The sequence below is a fragment of the Pectobacterium sp. 1950-15 genome (genome assembly GCF_037136835.1).
In the GTDB taxonomy this organism is placed as follows: Bacteria; Pseudomonadota; Gammaproteobacteria; order Enterobacterales; family Enterobacteriaceae; genus Pectobacterium.
The window spans coordinates 85,631-101,035 of sequence record NZ_JBBBQR010000003.1; the positions used below are offsets into that span (position 1 = coordinate 85,631).

Sequence of the window (15,405 nt, forward strand, 5' to 3'; positions counted from 1 at the left end):
GGCTTCATGGCAAACTAAGCGCCAATTTCCCGTTCAGAACTGTCTGCGGAGGACACCCTTGGACAAAATTTTCGTCGATGAGGCCGTCAGTGAACTTCATACCATTCAGGATATGTTGCGCTGGGCTGTCAGCCGGTTTAACGCAGCCAACGTCTATTACGGTCACGGGACGGATAATCCCTGGGATGAAGCTATACAGCTGGTATTGCCTAGCCTGTATTTGCCGCTCGATATTCCTGAAGATATGTACACGTCTCGTTTGATCACCAGCGAGCGGCAGCGCATTGTTGAACGCGTGATTCGCCGCGTCAATGAGCGTATCCCGGTTGCTTATCTGACCAACAAGGCCTGGTTCTGCGGCCTGGAATTCTACGTTGACGAACGCGTGCTGGTGCCGCGTTCTCCTATTGGTGAGCTGATCAATAACTATTTTGATGAGCAGTTGCCAGCAGCGCCAAACCATATTCTGGATCTGTGCACGGGCAGCGGTTGTATTGCTATTGCCTGCGCACAGGCATTCCCCGAAGCGGAAGTTGACGCCGTGGATATCTCCAGTGATGCGCTGGCGGTAACCGAGCAGAATATTCAGCAGCACGGTCTGGAATACCGCGTGACGCCAATCCGGTCCGACCTGTTCCGCGATTTACCGGCGATTCGCTATGATCTGATCGTGACCAATCCACCGTATGTGGATGAAGAAGATATGTCCGATCTGCCGCAAGAGTTCCGTTTCGAGCCTGAACTGGGGCTGGCGGCGGGCAACGACGGTCTGGATCTGGTGCGGCGTATTCTGGCCTGTGCGCCAGACTATCTTAGCGACGACGGCGTGCTGATTTGCGAAGTGGGCAACAGCATGGTGCACCTGATCGATCAATACCCAGACATCCCGTTCACCTGGCTGGAGTTTGATAACGGCGGTGACGGCGTGTTTATGTTAACGCAATCACAGCTGGTCGATTGCAAAGCGCATTTTAGCGCTTACCGCGACTAAGCGGTCATAACGATATTCATTAGTCCTATCGTGCATCTGGCTGCGCGGTGGGACAGAAACAGAACACATGCGAAGGAGTTGTGATGGCAGGCAACAGTATTGGGCAATTTTTCCGCGTCACTACATTTGGTGAATCCCACGGTATTGCTCTGGGGTGTATTGTTGATGGCGTACCGCCGGGGATCCCGCTGACGGAAGCGGATTTGCAACACGATTTGGATCGCCGCCGTCCGGGAACATCCCGCTATACGACGCAGCGCCGCGAGCCCGATCAGGTCAAGATCCTGTCCGGCGTTTTTGAAGGTGTGACGACAGGGACCAGCATTGGTCTGCTGATTGAAAACACCGATCAGCGTTCTCAGGACTACAGCGCGATTAAAGATGTTTTTCGCCCTGGTCATGCGGATTACACCTATGAGCAAAAATATGGCCTGCGCGATTACCGCGGCGGTGGCCGCTCTTCCGCGCGCGAAACCGCGATGCGCGTTGCCGCTGGCGCGATTGCGAAGAAATACCTGCAACAACAATATGGTGTGAAAGTACGCGGCTATTTGTCGCAGATTGGCGATGTCACCTGCGAGCTGAAAGATTGGGAACAGGTTGAGCAAAATCCGTTCTTCTGTCCGGATGTCGACAAGCTGGAAGCCTTGGATGAACTGATGCGCGCTCTCAAAAAAGAGGGCGATTCCATTGGTGCGAAGGTGAGTGTCGTAGCGGAATCCGTACCCGCCGGATTAGGTGAGCCGGTCTTCGATCGTTTGGATGCCGATCTGGCCCATGCACTGATGAGCATCAACGCCGTGAAAGGCGTCGAAATTGGCGATGGCTTTGCGGTTGTCACCAAACGCGGCAGTGAAAACCGAGACGAAATCACACCGGACGGTTTCCAAAGCAACCACGCTGGCGGCATTTTGGGCGGAATCAGTAGCGGTCAGCATATCGTTGCGCATCTGGCGTTGAAACCGACTTCTAGCATTATGGTGCCGGGAAAAACGATCAACCGTCAGGGCGAAGCGACGGAAATGGTCACGCGCGGCCGTCACGATCCCTGTGTCGGTATTCGAGCAGTGCCGATTGCCGAAGCCATGATGGCGATTGTGTTAATGGATCACCTGCTGCGCCAACGCGCACAGTGTGGAGATGTGAACAGTCAGGTTCCTCGCTGGTAAAAAAATAATGAAACAAGGGTTAATCGGGGTTCTCGCGCTGGCGCTGAGCGCGCCGCTGTGGTCGAACGCCGCGTGGGCGAAAACGCCCTGGCAGGAGATAACGCATCCGGTTGCGGGTACGCCGCAGTCAATTGGGAGTTTTTCCAATGGCTGTATCATCGGTGCCCAGCCGCTGCCGTTGCAGTCGCTGGATTATCAGGTGATGCGTGTCGATCAGCGCCGCTATTTCGGTCACCCCGATCTGCTGGCGTTTATTCACCGCCTGAGCAACGAGGTGAAGCGCACGACCTCGGGTAATGTGCTGGTGGGGGATATGGGAATGCCTGTCGGTGGACGTTTCAGCAGCGGCCACGCCAGTCACCAGTCCGGGCTGGATGTGGATATCTGGCTGCAACTGCCCAGACAGCGCTGGAGCGAGCAGCAACTGCTGAAGCCACAGCCTATCGATTTGGTGAACGCCAGCGGACTTAACGTTAATCCGCGCGTCTGGCGACCAGAAATCACTACCCTGATCAAAACCGCCGCGCTGGATAGCGACGTGACACGCATCTTCGTCAATCCGGCGATTAAAAAACAACTGTGCGTAGAAGCGGGCCACGATCGTGACTGGCTGCGCAAAGTTCGCCCTTGGTTTGCGCACCGTGCGCACATGCACGTGCGTTTGCGCTGCCCGGCAGACAGTCTGGAATGTCAGGAGCAAAGCGATCCGCCGCTCGGTGACGGGTGCGGTGCCGAGTTAACCAGCTGGTTCCAGCCGAAGCAGCCGAGTAGTGAAGCACCAGAAAAAACCACGCCGCCGCCGTTGCCTCCTTCTTGTCAGGCACTGCTCGACAGACATTTTGCTGCGAGATAACGGATAACTATGTCGCGAGATAAAAAATAATTATGGACTGGTTAGTTCTTGGGCCAGAAACGCTGGCCGTGCTGTTTTTTGTCGGGGCGTTGGCAGGATTTATTGATTCGATTGCGGGCGGCGGCGGTTTATTGACGATTCCGGCCCTGCTGGCGGCGGGCCTATCCCCCGCGCAGGCGCTGGCAACGAATAAACTTCAGGCCGTCGGTGGATCCTTTTCCGCCAGCCTCTATTTCATTCGCCGTCGTGCGGTGAATCTGGGCGAGCAGAAACTGGCGATTGCGCTGACGTTTGTCGGTTCGACCTTTGGTGCCTGGCTGATCCAGCAAATTCACGCCGATTTTCTGCGCCAACTGCTGCCGGTGCTGATCATTGGCATCGGCCTCTACTTTTTATTAACGCCAAAAGTCGGCGATGAAGATCGGCAGCGTCGTCTGTCGCCACTGCCGTTTGCGATTCTGGCAGGCGGCTGCGTCGGTTTTTATGACGGCTTCTTTGGCCCCGGCGCGGGGTCGTTTTATGCGTTAGCGTTTGTCACCCTTTATGGTTTCAATCTGGCAAAAGCGACGGCGAATGCCAAAATCCTGAACTTTACCTCTAATTTCGGTGGACTGCTGTTCTTCATGCTCGGCGGTCAGGTGGTCTGGGTGGTCGGTGGTGTCATGCTGATCGGGCAGATCCTCGGCGCGCGGCTGGGCGCTAGAATGGTGATGACGAAAGGGCAAAAACTGATTCGTCCTATGCTGGTGCTGGTTTCCGCCACCATGAGCGGCAAGCTGATTTATGACAGCCACGGGCACGAAATTGCTGTCTGGCTGGGACAGTTTTTATGATAACAATTTTATGATAACAACAGATAACATGACAACGACGCACCATTATCAGCAACTGATTGATATTTTTAATGATTGCTTTGGCGATGAATACAATACCCGTCTGGTAAAAGGCGACGATGAGCCGATTTATTTGCCAGCGGATGATGACATTCCGTATCACCGGATTGTGTTTGCGCATGGTTTTTATGCCAGCGCGCTGCACGAGATTTCCCACTGGTGTATTGCCGGCGCCCAGCGGCGCTTGCAGGTTGATTTCGGCTACTGGTACTGCCCGGATGGCCGCGATGCGGCGACGCAAAGCCAGTTCGAGGTGGTGGAGATCAAACCCCAGGCTTTCGACTGGCTGTTCTGTGTTGCGGCCGGTTTTCCTTTTAACGTCAGCTGTGACAACCTGAACGGCGATTGCGAGCCAGATCGCATTGATTTCCAACGGCGTGTGCATGCGCAGGTGATGCAGTATATGGAAGAGGGTATTCCAGCGCGTCCAGCGAGCTTTATTCGTGCGTTGCAATCGTTTTACAATACGCCTCCGCTGACGGCGGCGAGCTTCCCGTATCCAGCCGATCTGTGATGAGCGGGAACTGCAAAAAATTTGAGGATAAGAAATGATCGCAGAATTTGAAACGCGCATTCTGGCGCTGATTGATGACATGGTAGAGCATGCCAGCGACGATGAACTGTTTGCCGGTGGCTATTTGCGCGGTCATCTGACGGTGTCGGTGGCAGAAGCGGAAGAAAACGGGGAAAACACGCTTGAAGCCCTGCACGTGCGCGTTAGCGACAGTATTAATAACGCCATCAAAAACGGTGAACTGTCACCGCCGGATCAGGTACTGGTCAACGGAATGTGGGAGCGTTTGTTCCAACAGGCGCAGAATAGCACCCACTAGCTTGAATTGTTTAGAATGAGTTTAGCCGAACTCGTTATGACGTTCCCTACTCACTGTCTCTCAGTTACATTCCTATGCCGACTCAGAGACAGTTTCGTGCGCCACACCGCTGCTATTCATATGCGATACCGTATACGCGCCCGACGCATGGCGCTCAGTCGCCGCCGCCCTGCGAACCCAGGCTCCCGGCTAAATTATGCCGCTTCGCGGTGCCATCGGTGTTCGTGACCGCTAATCGAACCGCCAGTGACGCGTTTACTCGCCCATAAATGGGGCTCGCCCTTCGGGCCAGCAAAAGTGCTGTTCAAAACGTCGTTGACGTTTTGTCCGACGCGGCACTGGCTTTCGCGGCGTCCTGCCGCTCACTCGGCGGTCAAGCTCACCGCTGCATAATTTTTTAAGCCGGATTCTGGCAAAAACTATTACAAGTCGTGGCATTTGTGCACAAGAGGCCGTTTGTCTGTGAAGAGATAGTTTATTAATCCTGAGTTACGGGTTTGCCTTTCAGCAGTTTTCTTATCCAGAAACGATTCGGATTGAGCGCGGCGAGCGTATCGCGATCCAGCGGTAGCGGTTCACCATATATCTGTGAGGCCAGGACTTCGGCTGCGAGTGGAGCAGAGCACAGCCCGCGTGAACCTAACGCACCGATGATAAACAGATCTCGCCAGTAGGGCGCGCTGGGTACCGTGTCGGCGCGGTGTTGGGGATGCAATCGTTCTTCATACTCTGCCAGCGTTTGTTCATAGTCCGGCACAGCTCCTAATAGCGGCAGATGATCGCGCAGCGCACTGCGGACCCCCTGACGCGCTTGCGCATCGCTGACATCGATCGTCTTGACCCACTCTGCGTCAGGCAAGCAATTCAGCAGCCGTTGGCGGTTCTCTTGCTGCTCTTCTTCCCGATAATCGCAGCGGGTTTCTCCCCGTACATAGCTTGCCCCGATACAGTGCGTTTGATGGCGCGGGCTGACCGGTGTCAGATAGCCGTCGTAGCACAGAACCTGTTTAAGCTGCCCCAACACGGGGTTAGTGGGAATATGGCTGACCTGTCCGCGCACGGCGTAGGCGGGCAAATGGGATGTCTGCGGCCAGTCGGTAATGTGATAACCGTTTGCCAGTACCACGACTGCATGATGTACCCGCTGGCCGGTACTGAGGGTGAGTGCCCAGCCGTCGTCCGTTTTCTCCAGTGTGGAAACGGTGGTACTCATCTGTACCGACAGGCCGTTTTGCTCTGCCAGCTTCAGCGCAGAAGCCGTCAGCTCCGCCGGACACAGCCAGCCGCCGTCGGGGTAGGTGATGCCGTTTGCGCCGGGATTCAGGCCGCTTTGCTTTTCCAACTGTTGCGCATCCACACTAACGACCAGCCCTTCCGGCCACTCTGCTTGCTGAATCTGTTCGATCTTACGCGCACTTTTTTCATCCCAGGCAAGCTGGCTGACGCCACACCACTGGTGCTCAAACGCCAGACCCTGCTGCGCCAGTGCCGTGTAGCTGCGGCGGGCAAAATCAAACGCGAGGGAGAAAAAACGGGATACCGCATCGTGCCGGTTATTCAGCAGAGGATACAGCGCCCCCTGACGATTGCCGGAAGCGCCCGTGGCCGGCTGAGCCTCCGCGCAGTAGAGCGTGACGTTTGCCCCACGCCGTTGCAGAGCAAGGGCTGTTAGCACGCTGGCGATGCCGCCGCCGATAATCGCAATATCGTCAGTCGTGCTGGCCTCAGGGCGGGCATACCACGGTGTGGGCGAAATAGCGGGAAGCGTGTCGGGAAGGATGCCGCTCAGCATCTCGCGTTTCTGCCCGAATCCTTTGATTTTTCTGACCTGAAATCCTGCCTGTTGCAGACCTCGACGTACAAAGCCCGCAGCGGTAAAGGTGGCAAATGTGCCTTCTTTACGGCACAAACGAGCCATCGCCTGAAACAGGTTATCTGTCCACATATCCGGATTCTTGGACGGTGCGAAGCCGTCCAGAAACCAGGCATCGACCTGATGATTCTGGGTGTCATCCAGCTCAGGTAATAAAGTATTGACGTCACCGAACCACAAATCGAGCGTGATAGCCCCCTGTGCCAGTATCAAACGGTGGCAACCCGGCAGCGGGAGCGGCCATTGTTCACGCAGTTCATCGGCGAATGCTGCCAGCTCCGGCCACTGGGCGTGTGCGGCAGCCAAATCGTGCTGGCGTAGAGGGAATTTTTCGAAGCTGATGAAATGCAGGTGGCGCAATGTTGCCTGTGGCTGCTGTTGACGGAAGCTGGCAAAGGCTTGCCACAACGTAAGAAAATTCAAGCCAGTCCCAAAGCCGGTTTCTGCTACCACGCAGGCCGTGCGCGGATGCGTGGCAAAACGCTCAGGAAACTGATTGCCCTTTAAAAACACATAACGGGTTTCAGCCAACCCATCCTGATTCGAAAAATAGACGTCATCAAACTGTTGCGATACAGGTGTACCCTGAGCGTTCCAACTTAACGACGCATGTTGGATGGGAAGGTTCGTCACGACAAAAGCTCATTATTCAAGTGATGGCGAGATTTTAACGAGCGGAATATCGTGGCGCAAATTTAGCAATAATTTCGCGATAGTTCGGCTGATCGGACTTGTTCAGCTTACAACTGTACGCTAAAGTGCGAAGCGAAATCCCAAACTCTATAAGTGGAAGAAGAGGTATTAAATGAAACGTGCAGTGATTACTGGCCTGGGGATCGTATCAAGCATCGGTAATAACCAGCAGGAAGTTCTGGCATCATTGCGGGAAGGCCGCTCGGGTATTACTTTCTCTCAAGAGCTGAAAGATTCCGGTATGCGTAGTCACGTCTGGGGGAATGTCAAACTGGACACCACTGGCCTCATCGATCGCAAAATTGTGCGTTTTATGAGTGATGCATCGATTTATGCCTACTTATCCATGGAGCAGGCGATTCAGGATTCCGGGCTGTCCAATGAGGTCTATCAGAATAACCCACGCGTTGGTCTGATTGCCGGTTCCGGCGGCTCTGCACGCTACCAGGTGTTTGGTGCTGACGCGATGCGTAGCCCGCGTGGCCTAAAAGCCGTTGGCCCTTATGTCGTGACCAAGTCCATGGGTTCAGCGGTATCTGCCTGTCTGGCAACGCCGTTCAAAATCCACGGCGTGAACTACTCCATCAGCTCTGCCTGTGCGACTTCTGCGCACTGTATCGGTAATGCGGTTGAGCAAATCCAGATGGGCAAACAGGACATCGTATTCGCTGGCGGTGCTGAAGAGCTGTGCTGGGAACTGGCCTGTGAATTCGACGCGATGGGCGCACTGTCGACCAAATACAATGAAACACCAGAAAAAGCCTCCCGCACCTATGATGCCGATCGCGATGGTTTCGTGATTGCAGGCGGCGGCGGTATGGTTGTTGTCGAAGAGCTGGAACACGCGCTGGCGCGCGGCGCGCATATCTACGCAGAAATCGTCGGCTACGGCGCGACGTCTGACGGTGCAGATATGGTTGCCCCATCGGGTGAAGGTGCCGTTCGCTGTATGAAGATGGCGATGCACGGTGTCGATACGCCAATTGATTACCTGAACTCTCACGGTACCTCTACGCCAGTTGGCGATGTGAAGGAGCTGGGCGCAATTCGTGAAGTGTTTGGCGACAACTCGCCGGCGATCTCCGCGACGAAAGCGATGACCGGTCACTCTTTGGGTGCCGCTGGCGTTCAGGAAGCCATTTACTCGTTGCTGATGCTGGAACACGGCTTTGTTGCACCAAGCATTAACGTGGAAAATCTGGATGAGCAGGCTGCCGGCCTGAACATCGTGACTACGCCGATGGAACGTAAACTGACCACGGTGATGTCTAACAGCTTCGGTTTCGGCGGCACCAATGCGACGCTGGTCATGAGAAAGCTCGATAAATAACCGAATTATTCTTCGGCATTATCTCAAATAAATAAAACCCCGCTGGCGCAAGCCGCGGGGTTTTTTGTTGGCGATGATTTTGTTGAGAGAGTGATGAGCGATCAGCCTGCCTTTAACGTGCTTGGCGGTTAGATCAGAACCCAGAGCAGAAATGCAGCCACGCAGGTGCTGACAATCACCAGAAACATCGGCTTATGGAACAGGGATTGCCAACTGAGCGGCAGTGAGGCGATCAGAGGGTTAAACAGCGGATGCAGCAGCTGTGATGTCGTAGTCCAATCCGTTTCCTGCGCACGCTGAATACGCTGTGTGAACAGGAAGGTCAGCAGATCGCTGACCTGCATCGGCGTCAGCGGCGTTTGTAAGCCGATATTGAAGCGATTCTGCGTGTAATCCATCAATAGGTGCTGTTCCTGCGCGCTCATGGGCTGCTGTAGCAAAGCCTGCAACGGGGCGAGGTTCGGGGAAAGCAGCGCGTTCTGTGTCGGTAGCGGCTGTGATGATACGTTCGCTGTAGATGACTGATTCGCGTTTGTCGTATTAGCCGTGTTGGCAGTCAGCGGTTCTGGTGCTGCGCCTGCGGTTCCCGAATTTGTCGGTGTCCCCTGCGATACCGGTGAGGTGGCGCGTAGCAGCGTTTGTGTTTGTTGCAGCTCAACCTGCGCTTGCAGGAACTGCGTGAGCAACGGCAGGTGTTTTAACGGGATGGCGTCGCCCTCGTTAAGATTCTGCATCATCATCAGATTACTCAGCACTCTTGCAGGCTGTTCCCCTGTCATGGTCGCCAATCGGGTGACTAACTGATTCAGGCCGCGCTGTTCAGCAGGATTGAGGGGACGATCGGGCGAGTTGGCAGCCTGAGCGGTTTGCGTCGCGCTGACCGGTGCCGTTGACTGCGGGATTTGCCCATTTTGCAGCAGCGTCACAACCTGCTGTAGCTGCGTTTTATTCAATGCGCTTAGCGTGGTGCTGCCGAACCGTTGCTGGATGAAATCGCTGACTGCCTGACGATTATTTCCCTGAGACAGCATCTCCGTCAGGCGCTGAAGCAGTTGCTGACGCCCGCCGCTATCTTGTGCCTGTGTTAAACGTGTCTGGAGTATCTGCTCGGCAGGCTGGTAGTGGCGGGATTGCAGTTCGCTATTTTCTGCCAAACCTAACCCCTGTTTTACCGTTGTCCAGACTTCCGCGGCCTTTGATGTTGTCAGTGCAGCAACTTTAAGCACCAGATTTTCCAGTGTGGTGCGCTGCGCCAGCGTGAGCGGCCGATCGCCGTTAGCTGAACCCGTGGTGTTCGAGGCGGATGAGGCCGAGGATGTGGTTGTCGGCGTAACCGGACGTTCGCCGGGCAGTGGGGCACCTGGGCCACTTACAGGTTGCATATCGATTATCCTCACTGCCGTCATGATTGAGATGAATCATAGCAATCTCCCGTGACGGCCGATAGTCATGCGTCGCTTAAAACGGCACGAATATCAGGCGGGTCTCATGAGGTGCGCCCCAGCGGGGTACGCAGATGTTGGGCGAGGATAACGCCGAGTAGCGTGATGCCGCCGCCAATCAGGTGATAATGATGCAAAGGCTCGTGCAAAAAACCAATCGCGATCATTGCTGTAAAGATGGGCGTCAGGTTCATGAAGATGGCGGCTTTACTGGCTCCCAGACGCATAACGCCCTGAATCCAAAGAAAAGGTGCGATGATTGAGGCCATGATGCCAGCGAAAATCACCAGCGGCAGGTTTTGGGCAGTAAGCTGCACATTGTCCGTCAGCAGAAAATTTGGAATCAGTACCACCACGCCAAAGGCAATTTGCACATAGAGCGATACCCAGTTGGGCAACGGGATGCTCCAGCGTTTGGTTAATACGCCATAGAGGGCATAGGACAACGACGCGCAAAACATCATGAATTCACCGGGGCCGATGCCCTGCGCCAGAATCTGTTCTGGATGTCCTTCTCCAATCAGCCAGATAATGCCTGCCAGCGACAGAATGCTGCCGAGCAGCACACCTAATGTGGGGGCGATGCGTAGCAGAGGGATGCTAAGCAGGACCGTGAGGAGTGGAATGAGCGACCCCATAATGCCCATCATCACGGCGCTGATCGAGTGCGCTGCGTAGTAGGCCAGACTTTGATATAGCACCATACCGAGCAACCCCAGTACCAGCAGCTTCCAGGCATGTTGGCGAATGGCCGTTGCATGCTGACGCAGGGTTGGCAGCATGAACGGCGTCATGACGAGGAATGCCAGTAGCCAGCGATAAAATGAGATAGCGGCCGGGTCAATGACGCTCGCGGAGAGCTTGTTAACGATGACATTAATTGACCAGATCAGGACGGCAATGGTGGGAAATAGGGCGTTCAACGTTGGATTTCTCATAACAGACCAGACGGAAAACGCAGCGGTTGCCAGTCTGGGAGATAAAAATAGGGCAAGTGCCGCAACGGCAAACAACATAGCAGAGCAACGTGACGGCTATCAACCTTGTATGCGATTGGCTTGCTATGACCACGACTTTGCAATGCTCTCCTTGAGGCGGGCTGATAACGGCACGACATTGCGTCGTAATTGCCTTGGGTTTCTGCATCATTCGGTGGCAAAATATCTCCCCGCTTTTTTTGGCTGGCTACCGATGTCGGAGAAGACAATGAAGATTCTGGTTGATGAGAATATGCCGTATGCCCGCGCGCTTTTTAGCAGGCTGGGTGACGTGCAGGCTGTGCCGGGACGTCCCTTACCGCGCGATCTGCTGGCAGACGCCGATGCGCTGATGGTGCGTTCTGTCACGAAGGTGAATGCGGATCTGCTGTCTGGTACGGCGGTAAAATTCGTCGGCAGCGCGACGGCTGGCACCGACCATGTTGATGATATCTGGCTTAACGACAACGGTATCGCGTTCTCTGCTGCGCCCGGCTGCAATGCCATTGCGGTGGTAGAGTACGTGTTTTCTTCTTTGTTGATGCTGGCCGAGCGTGATGGCTTCCAACTGCGTGATAAAACCGTAGGGATTGTCGGCGTGGGAAACGTTGGCAGACGCCTGGATGCGCGTCTGAAAGCCTGGGGCGTGAAAACACTGCTGTGCGATCCGCCGCGTGCCGATCGCGGTGATGCAGGCGATTTTCTGCCGCTAGAAACGCTGGTGCGCGATGCCGACATTCTGACGCTGCACACGCCGCTGTATCTCGATGGCCCATACCGTACCCATCATTTGGTTGATGCCAACGTGCTGGACGCGTTTGCGGACGGACGTATTTTGATTAATGCCTGTCGCGGCCCGGTGGTGGACAATGCTGCACTGCTTGAGGCGTTGCAGCGGGGTAAAAAACTCAGCGTCATTCTTGATGTATGGGAGCCTGAGCCCGAGTTATCAACCGATCTGCTGGCGCGAGTCGATATTGGTACGGCGCATATCGCCGGTTATACGCTGGAAGGGAAGGCGCGCGGCACTACGCAGGTTTTTGAAGCCTGGAGCGAGTTTATCGGAACCCCTCAGCAGGTGGCGCTTTCGTCGCTTTTGCCTGAGCCAGAGTTTGCCGAAGTGACTCTGACCGTACCGCTGGATGAGGCGCTGCTAAAACGTCTGGTGCATCTGGTGTATGATGTGCGCCGGGACGATGCACTGTTGCGCCACGTTGCGCATCAGGAAGGCGAATTCGATCGCCTGCGCAAACATTATCAGGAACGACGCGAATGGTCGTCACTCCATGTTATCTGCGCCGATGCTGACAGCGCAGATTGCCTGAATGCGCTGGGATTTACAGCGTCAGTGCGGGGCGCACGCTAACGGCGTTTCTCGCGAGCATCACTTTTTTTATTCATGCACCAACAGGCGGCGTCGCGATCGTCTGTTGGTTCCATTTATGATTTGTGTTTCATTCAAAATTTGGGAGAGAACCAAATGTCTGACGGCTGGAATATTGCTCTACTGGGCGCAACGGGCGCAGTAGGCACGGCGTTGCTGGAATTATTGCAGGAACGTGAATTCCCGGTGGGTGAACTGTATCCGCTGGCCAGCGAACGTAGCGCGGGTGAAACCATACGTTTTAACGGCCAGTCCTGTCTGGTCACCGATGTGGCGGATTTCGACTGGTCACAGGCACAGTTGGCGTTTTTTGTCGCCGGTCAGGATGTCAGCGCCCGCTATGCGGAAGAAGCTGGGGACGCAGGCTGTCTGGTTATCGACAGCAGCGGCCTGTTTGCGCTGGAGCCGGATGTCCCGCTGGTGGTGCCGGGCGTCAATACGCATACGCTGGCAGATTATCGTAACCGTAACATTGTTGCGGTGGCAGACAGCCTGACCAGTCAATTGCTGACGGCGATTAAACCGCTGACCGATGCGGCAGGGCTTTCACGTCTGCATGTCGTCAATATGCTGTCGGTTTCTGCCTTCGGCAAAGCGGCGGTAGACGATCTGGCTGGGCAAAGTGCCCGTTTGCTGAACGGTATTCCGCCAGAAGAAGGGATTTTCCCGAAACAGCTGGCGTTCAACCTGTTGCCTTTACTGCCGGATGACGCTGGCAGCGTGCGTGAAGAACGGCGTCTGGTGGAGCAGGTGCGTAAGGTCTTGCAGGACGAAGGATTACCGATTTCAGTGACCTGCATTCAGTCTCCTGTGTTCTATGGTCATGCGCAGGTTGTCCATCTTGAATCGCTGCGTCCGCTCTCTGCGGAAGAAGCGCGTGATGAATTACTCAACGCCGGGAATATTCAGGTAAGCGACGAGCAGGATTACCCCACGCAGGTTGGCGATGCGTCCGGCAATGGGCAACTGAGCGTAGGCTGTCTGCGTAACGATTACGGCATTCCTGAGCTGCTGCAGTTCTGGTCGGTTGCTGATAATGCTCGCTTTGGCGGTGCGCTGATGGCGGTGGAAACAGCGGAACGTCTGGTGCAGGAGTATCTTGGGTAATGTCGGAAACCACTCAGGCGGAGGCGATTCAGGCCGACGCCGTTGCGGAAAACGAACGCGCCCCGCTGAAAATCGCGTTGGGTATTGAGTATGACGGTAGCCAGTATTATGGCTGGCAGCGTCAGGCTGAAGTTGCCAGCGTGCAGGCCTGTCTTGAAAAGGCGCTGAGCAAAGTCGCGGATGAACCGATAGACGTGTTTTGTGCCGGACGAACCGATGCTGGGGTTCACGGTACTGGGCAAGTTGTGCATTTTACTACGCACGCTGTCAGGAAAGACGCGGCCTGGACGATGGGCGTGAATGCGAATTTACCGCCAGATATCGCCGTACGCTGGGTGAAAACGGTGGACGAGGATTTCCATGCGCGCTTTAGCGCCACGGCACGCCGCTACCGCTATGTCATCTATAATCACCGCTATCGCCCAGCGGTGCTCTCACATGGCATGACGCACTTTTATCATCCGCTGGATGTGGAGCGGATGGAGCGTGCCGGGCAGTGCCTGTTGGGGGAAAATGATTTCACCTCTTTTCGTGCAGTGCAATGCCAGTCGCGCACGCCGTGGCGCTATGTAAATCATTTAAAGGTTACACGTCACGGTGACTATATCGTGGTAGATATTAAGGCCAATGCGTTCGTTCATCATATGGTGCGCAACATTGTTGGTAGCCTGATGGAAGTCGGTTGTGGCAATCGCCCGGAGTCGTGGATTGCAGAGCTGCTGGCCGCCAAGGATCGTACGCTGGCGGCAGCGACGGCCAGAGCAGAAGGGTTGTATTTAGTGGCGGTGGATTACCCGGCGCGTTTTGCCTTGCCACAGGCTACGATGGGGCCGCTCTTTTTGGCGGACTAGCACTTATTGGTGTGATTTACCTGTTTTTTGTCGTATCGCATGCGGCCTGTTGACCGATGGCCATCTGACCGTGTGCGGTGCGTATTAAGGACGATGCTGTTTGGCGTGCTATACGCAAGGCAACGCGGGAATGCCGGCTGCCTTGCGTATATCGACCGCGTGCGATCGGTATACACTTTGGGGAGAAGAAGTTGTGATGGAATTTATACAGTTTATTATTGATTTTATTCTGCACATTGACGTTCATCTGGCGGAACTGGTGGCGCAATATGGTGTCTGGGTTTATGCCATTTTGTTCCTGATTTTGTTCTGTGAGACTGGGCTGGTAGTGACGCCGTTTCTGCCGGGCGATTCGCTGCTGTTTGTTGCAGGGGCGCTGGCGGCGCTGCCGTCGAACGATCTGAATGTACACACGATGGTGTTCCTGATGATTGTTGCCGCGATTACGGGCGATGCAGTGAACTACACGATTGGACGGCTATTCGGTGAAAAGTTGTTTAGCAACCCGAACTCGAAGATTTTCCGCCGCAGCTATTTGGATAAAACGCATGCGTTTTACGAGCGTCACGGCGGTAAGACGATAATTCTGGCGCGCTTTGTCCCGATTGTGAGAACATTTGCGCCGTTTGTCGCCGGAATGGGGCACATGAGCTATCGGCATTTTGCTGCCTATAATGTCATTGGTGCGCTGCTGTGGGTGCTGTCATTCACCTATGCGGGCTACCTGTTTGGCGATTTGCCGGTCGTGCAGGAAAATTTGAAATTACTGATTGTCGCGATTATTTTCCTCTCTATCCTGCCGGGCGTTATTGAGATTGTCCGTCATCGTAGAGCGGCCGCGCGCGGCAATGTGAAATAAGTGAAGTATTTTAACATCCGGTTTGACCAGTTTTTTATCCACAGTACCGGAACGTTATGGTTTAATGGGCAGCATTTATGGTCTGTTCTTGGGAACACCCTGGGTGCCGATGCCTTTGTACCGCGATCGTCGTGCGTCTCAGGCATTTTT

14 protein-coding genes are annotated in these 15,405 nt (G+C 54.9%); 11 read left to right on the forward strand and 3 right to left on the reverse strand.

The window, feature by feature from the left end; all coding sequences use genetic code 11:
* The first annotated feature begins 58 nt into the window (after positions 1-58).
* The 6 genes from prmB (at position 59) to WCT94_RS04460 (ending at position 4,739) form a co-directional block, all read left to right on the forward strand.
* Positions 59-991 carry a 50S ribosomal protein L3 N(5)-glutamine methyltransferase gene (gene prmB, locus WCT94_RS04435; protein ID WP_336868176.1) on the forward strand — a complete coding sequence of 311 codons (933 nt, stop codon included), beginning with the start codon at positions 59-61 and terminating at the stop codon, positions 989-991.
* A gap of 83 nt (positions 992-1,074) precedes the next feature.
* Positions 1,075-2,160: a chorismate synthase gene (gene aroC, locus WCT94_RS04440; RefSeq protein ID WP_320703703.1), complete on the forward strand. Its 1,086-nt coding sequence runs from the start codon at positions 1,075-1,077 to the stop codon at positions 2,158-2,160.
* 7 nt (positions 2,161-2,167) lie between these two features.
* Positions 2,168-3,013 carry a penicillin-insensitive murein endopeptidase gene (gene mepA, locus WCT94_RS04445; protein ID WP_336868177.1) on the forward strand — a complete coding sequence of 282 codons (846 nt, stop codon included), beginning with the start codon at positions 2,168-2,170 and terminating at the stop codon, positions 3,011-3,013.
* Positions 3,014-3,045: 32 nt separating this feature from the next.
* On the forward strand, positions 3,046-3,846 hold the full coding sequence (locus tag WCT94_RS04450; protein ID WP_336868179.1) for a sulfite exporter TauE/SafE family protein: 801 nt from the start codon (positions 3,046-3,048) through the stop codon (positions 3,844-3,846).
* A gap of 28 nt (positions 3,847-3,874) precedes the next feature.
* A complete protein-coding gene (locus tag WCT94_RS04455; protein ID WP_336868480.1) occupies positions 3,875-4,420 on the forward strand; it encodes an elongation factor P hydroxylase in 546 nt (181 codons plus the stop codon).
* 34 nt (positions 4,421-4,454) lie between these two features.
* Positions 4,455-4,739 carry a YfcL family protein gene (locus WCT94_RS04460; protein ID WP_336868180.1) on the forward strand — a complete coding sequence of 95 codons (285 nt, stop codon included), beginning with the start codon at positions 4,455-4,457 and terminating at the stop codon, positions 4,737-4,739.
* A gap of 478 nt (positions 4,740-5,217) precedes the next feature.
* On the opposite strand, the gene mnmC is transcribed toward WCT94_RS04460, so the two are convergent.
* Positions 5,218-7,245, reverse strand: coding sequence for a bifunctional tRNA (5-methylaminomethyl-2-thiouridine)(34)-methyltransferase MnmD/FAD-dependent 5-carboxymethylaminomethyl-2-thiouridine(34) oxidoreductase MnmC (gene mnmC / locus WCT94_RS04465; RefSeq protein ID WP_336868181.1), 2,028 nt, complete (start codon positions 7,243-7,245; stop codon positions 5,218-5,220).
* 172 nt (positions 7,246-7,417) lie between these two features.
* Between mnmC and fabB the strand changes: the two genes are divergently transcribed.
* Positions 7,418-8,635 carry a beta-ketoacyl-ACP synthase I gene (gene fabB / locus WCT94_RS04470; RefSeq protein ID WP_336868182.1) on the forward strand — a complete coding sequence of 406 codons (1,218 nt, stop codon included), beginning with the start codon at positions 7,418-7,420 and terminating at the stop codon, positions 8,633-8,635.
* 128 nt (positions 8,636-8,763) lie between these two features.
* On the opposite strand, the gene flk is transcribed toward fabB, so the two are convergent.
* Together flk and WCT94_RS04480 are read right to left on the reverse strand one after the other, a co-directional pair.
* On the reverse strand, positions 8,764-10,017 hold the full coding sequence (gene flk / locus WCT94_RS04475) for a flagella biosynthesis regulator Flk (RefSeq protein ID WP_336868184.1): 1,254 nt from the start codon (positions 10,015-10,017) through the stop codon (positions 8,764-8,766).
* Between the two features lie 104 nt (positions 10,018-10,121).
* On the reverse strand, positions 10,122-11,093 hold the full coding sequence (locus WCT94_RS04480) for a DMT family transporter (RefSeq protein ID WP_336868186.1): 972 nt from the start codon (positions 11,091-11,093) through the stop codon (positions 10,122-10,124).
* Between the two features lie 190 nt (positions 11,094-11,283).
* Here WCT94_RS04480 and pdxB point away from each other — a divergent pair, with 190 nt between their 5' ends.
* The 4 genes from pdxB (at position 11,284) to WCT94_RS04500 (ending at position 15,255) form a co-directional block, all read left to right on the forward strand.
* Positions 11,284-12,420, forward strand: a complete 1,137-nt coding sequence (gene pdxB, locus WCT94_RS04485) for a 4-phosphoerythronate dehydrogenase PdxB (RefSeq protein WP_336868188.1) — start codon at positions 11,284-11,286, stop codon at positions 12,418-12,420.
* Positions 12,421-12,534: 114 nt separating this feature from the next.
* Positions 12,535-13,545, forward strand: coding sequence for an aspartate-semialdehyde dehydrogenase (locus tag WCT94_RS04490; RefSeq protein ID WP_336868189.1), 1,011 nt, complete (start codon positions 12,535-12,537; stop codon positions 13,543-13,545).
* On the forward strand, positions 13,545-14,396 hold the full coding sequence (gene truA / locus WCT94_RS04495; protein WP_336868190.1) for a tRNA pseudouridine(38-40) synthase TruA: 852 nt from the start codon (positions 13,545-13,547) through the stop codon (positions 14,394-14,396). The genes WCT94_RS04490 and truA overlap by 1 nt, the downstream gene beginning before the upstream one ends.
* A 196-nt stretch (positions 14,397-14,592) precedes the next feature.
* Positions 14,593-15,255: a DedA family protein gene (locus tag WCT94_RS04500; protein WP_015840991.1), complete on the forward strand. Its 663-nt coding sequence runs from the start codon at positions 14,593-14,595 to the stop codon at positions 15,253-15,255.
* Positions 15,256-15,405 lie beyond the last annotated feature (150 nt).

Coding starts and splice junctions, on each gene's coding strand:
- aroC (WP_320703703.1), top strand. CDS start 1,075: ATGGCAGGCAACAGTATTGGGCAATTTTTCCGCGTCACTACATTTGGT.
- mepA (WP_336868177.1), top strand. CDS start 2,168: ATGAAACAAGGGTTAATCGGGGTTCTCGCGCTGGCGCTGAGCGCGCCG.
- WCT94_RS04450 (WP_336868179.1), top strand. CDS start 3,046: ATGGACTGGTTAGTTCTTGGGCCAGAAACGCTGGCCGTGCTGTTTTTT.
- WCT94_RS04455 (WP_336868480.1), top strand. CDS start 3,875: ATGACAACGACGCACCATTATCAGCAACTGATTGATATTTTTAATGAT.
- WCT94_RS04460 (WP_336868180.1), top strand. CDS start 4,455: ATGATCGCAGAATTTGAAACGCGCATTCTGGCGCTGATTGATGACATG.
- fabB (WP_336868182.1), top strand. CDS start 7,418: ATGAAACGTGCAGTGATTACTGGCCTGGGGATCGTATCAAGCATCGGT.
- flk (WP_336868184.1), bottom strand. CDS start 10,017: ATGCAACCTGTAAGTGGCCCAGGTGCCCCACTGCCCGGCGAACGTCCG.
- WCT94_RS04480 (WP_336868186.1), bottom strand. CDS start 11,093: ATGTTGTTTGCCGTTGCGGCACTTGCCCTATTTTTATCTCCCAGACTG.
- pdxB (WP_336868188.1), top strand. CDS start 11,284: ATGAAGATTCTGGTTGATGAGAATATGCCGTATGCCCGCGCGCTTTTT.
- WCT94_RS04490 (WP_336868189.1), top strand. CDS start 12,535: ATGTCTGACGGCTGGAATATTGCTCTACTGGGCGCAACGGGCGCAGTA.
- truA (WP_336868190.1), top strand. CDS start 13,545: ATGTCGGAAACCACTCAGGCGGAGGCGATTCAGGCCGACGCCGTTGCG.
- WCT94_RS04500 (WP_015840991.1), top strand. CDS start 14,593: ATGGAATTTATACAGTTTATTATTGATTTTATTCTGCACATTGACGTT.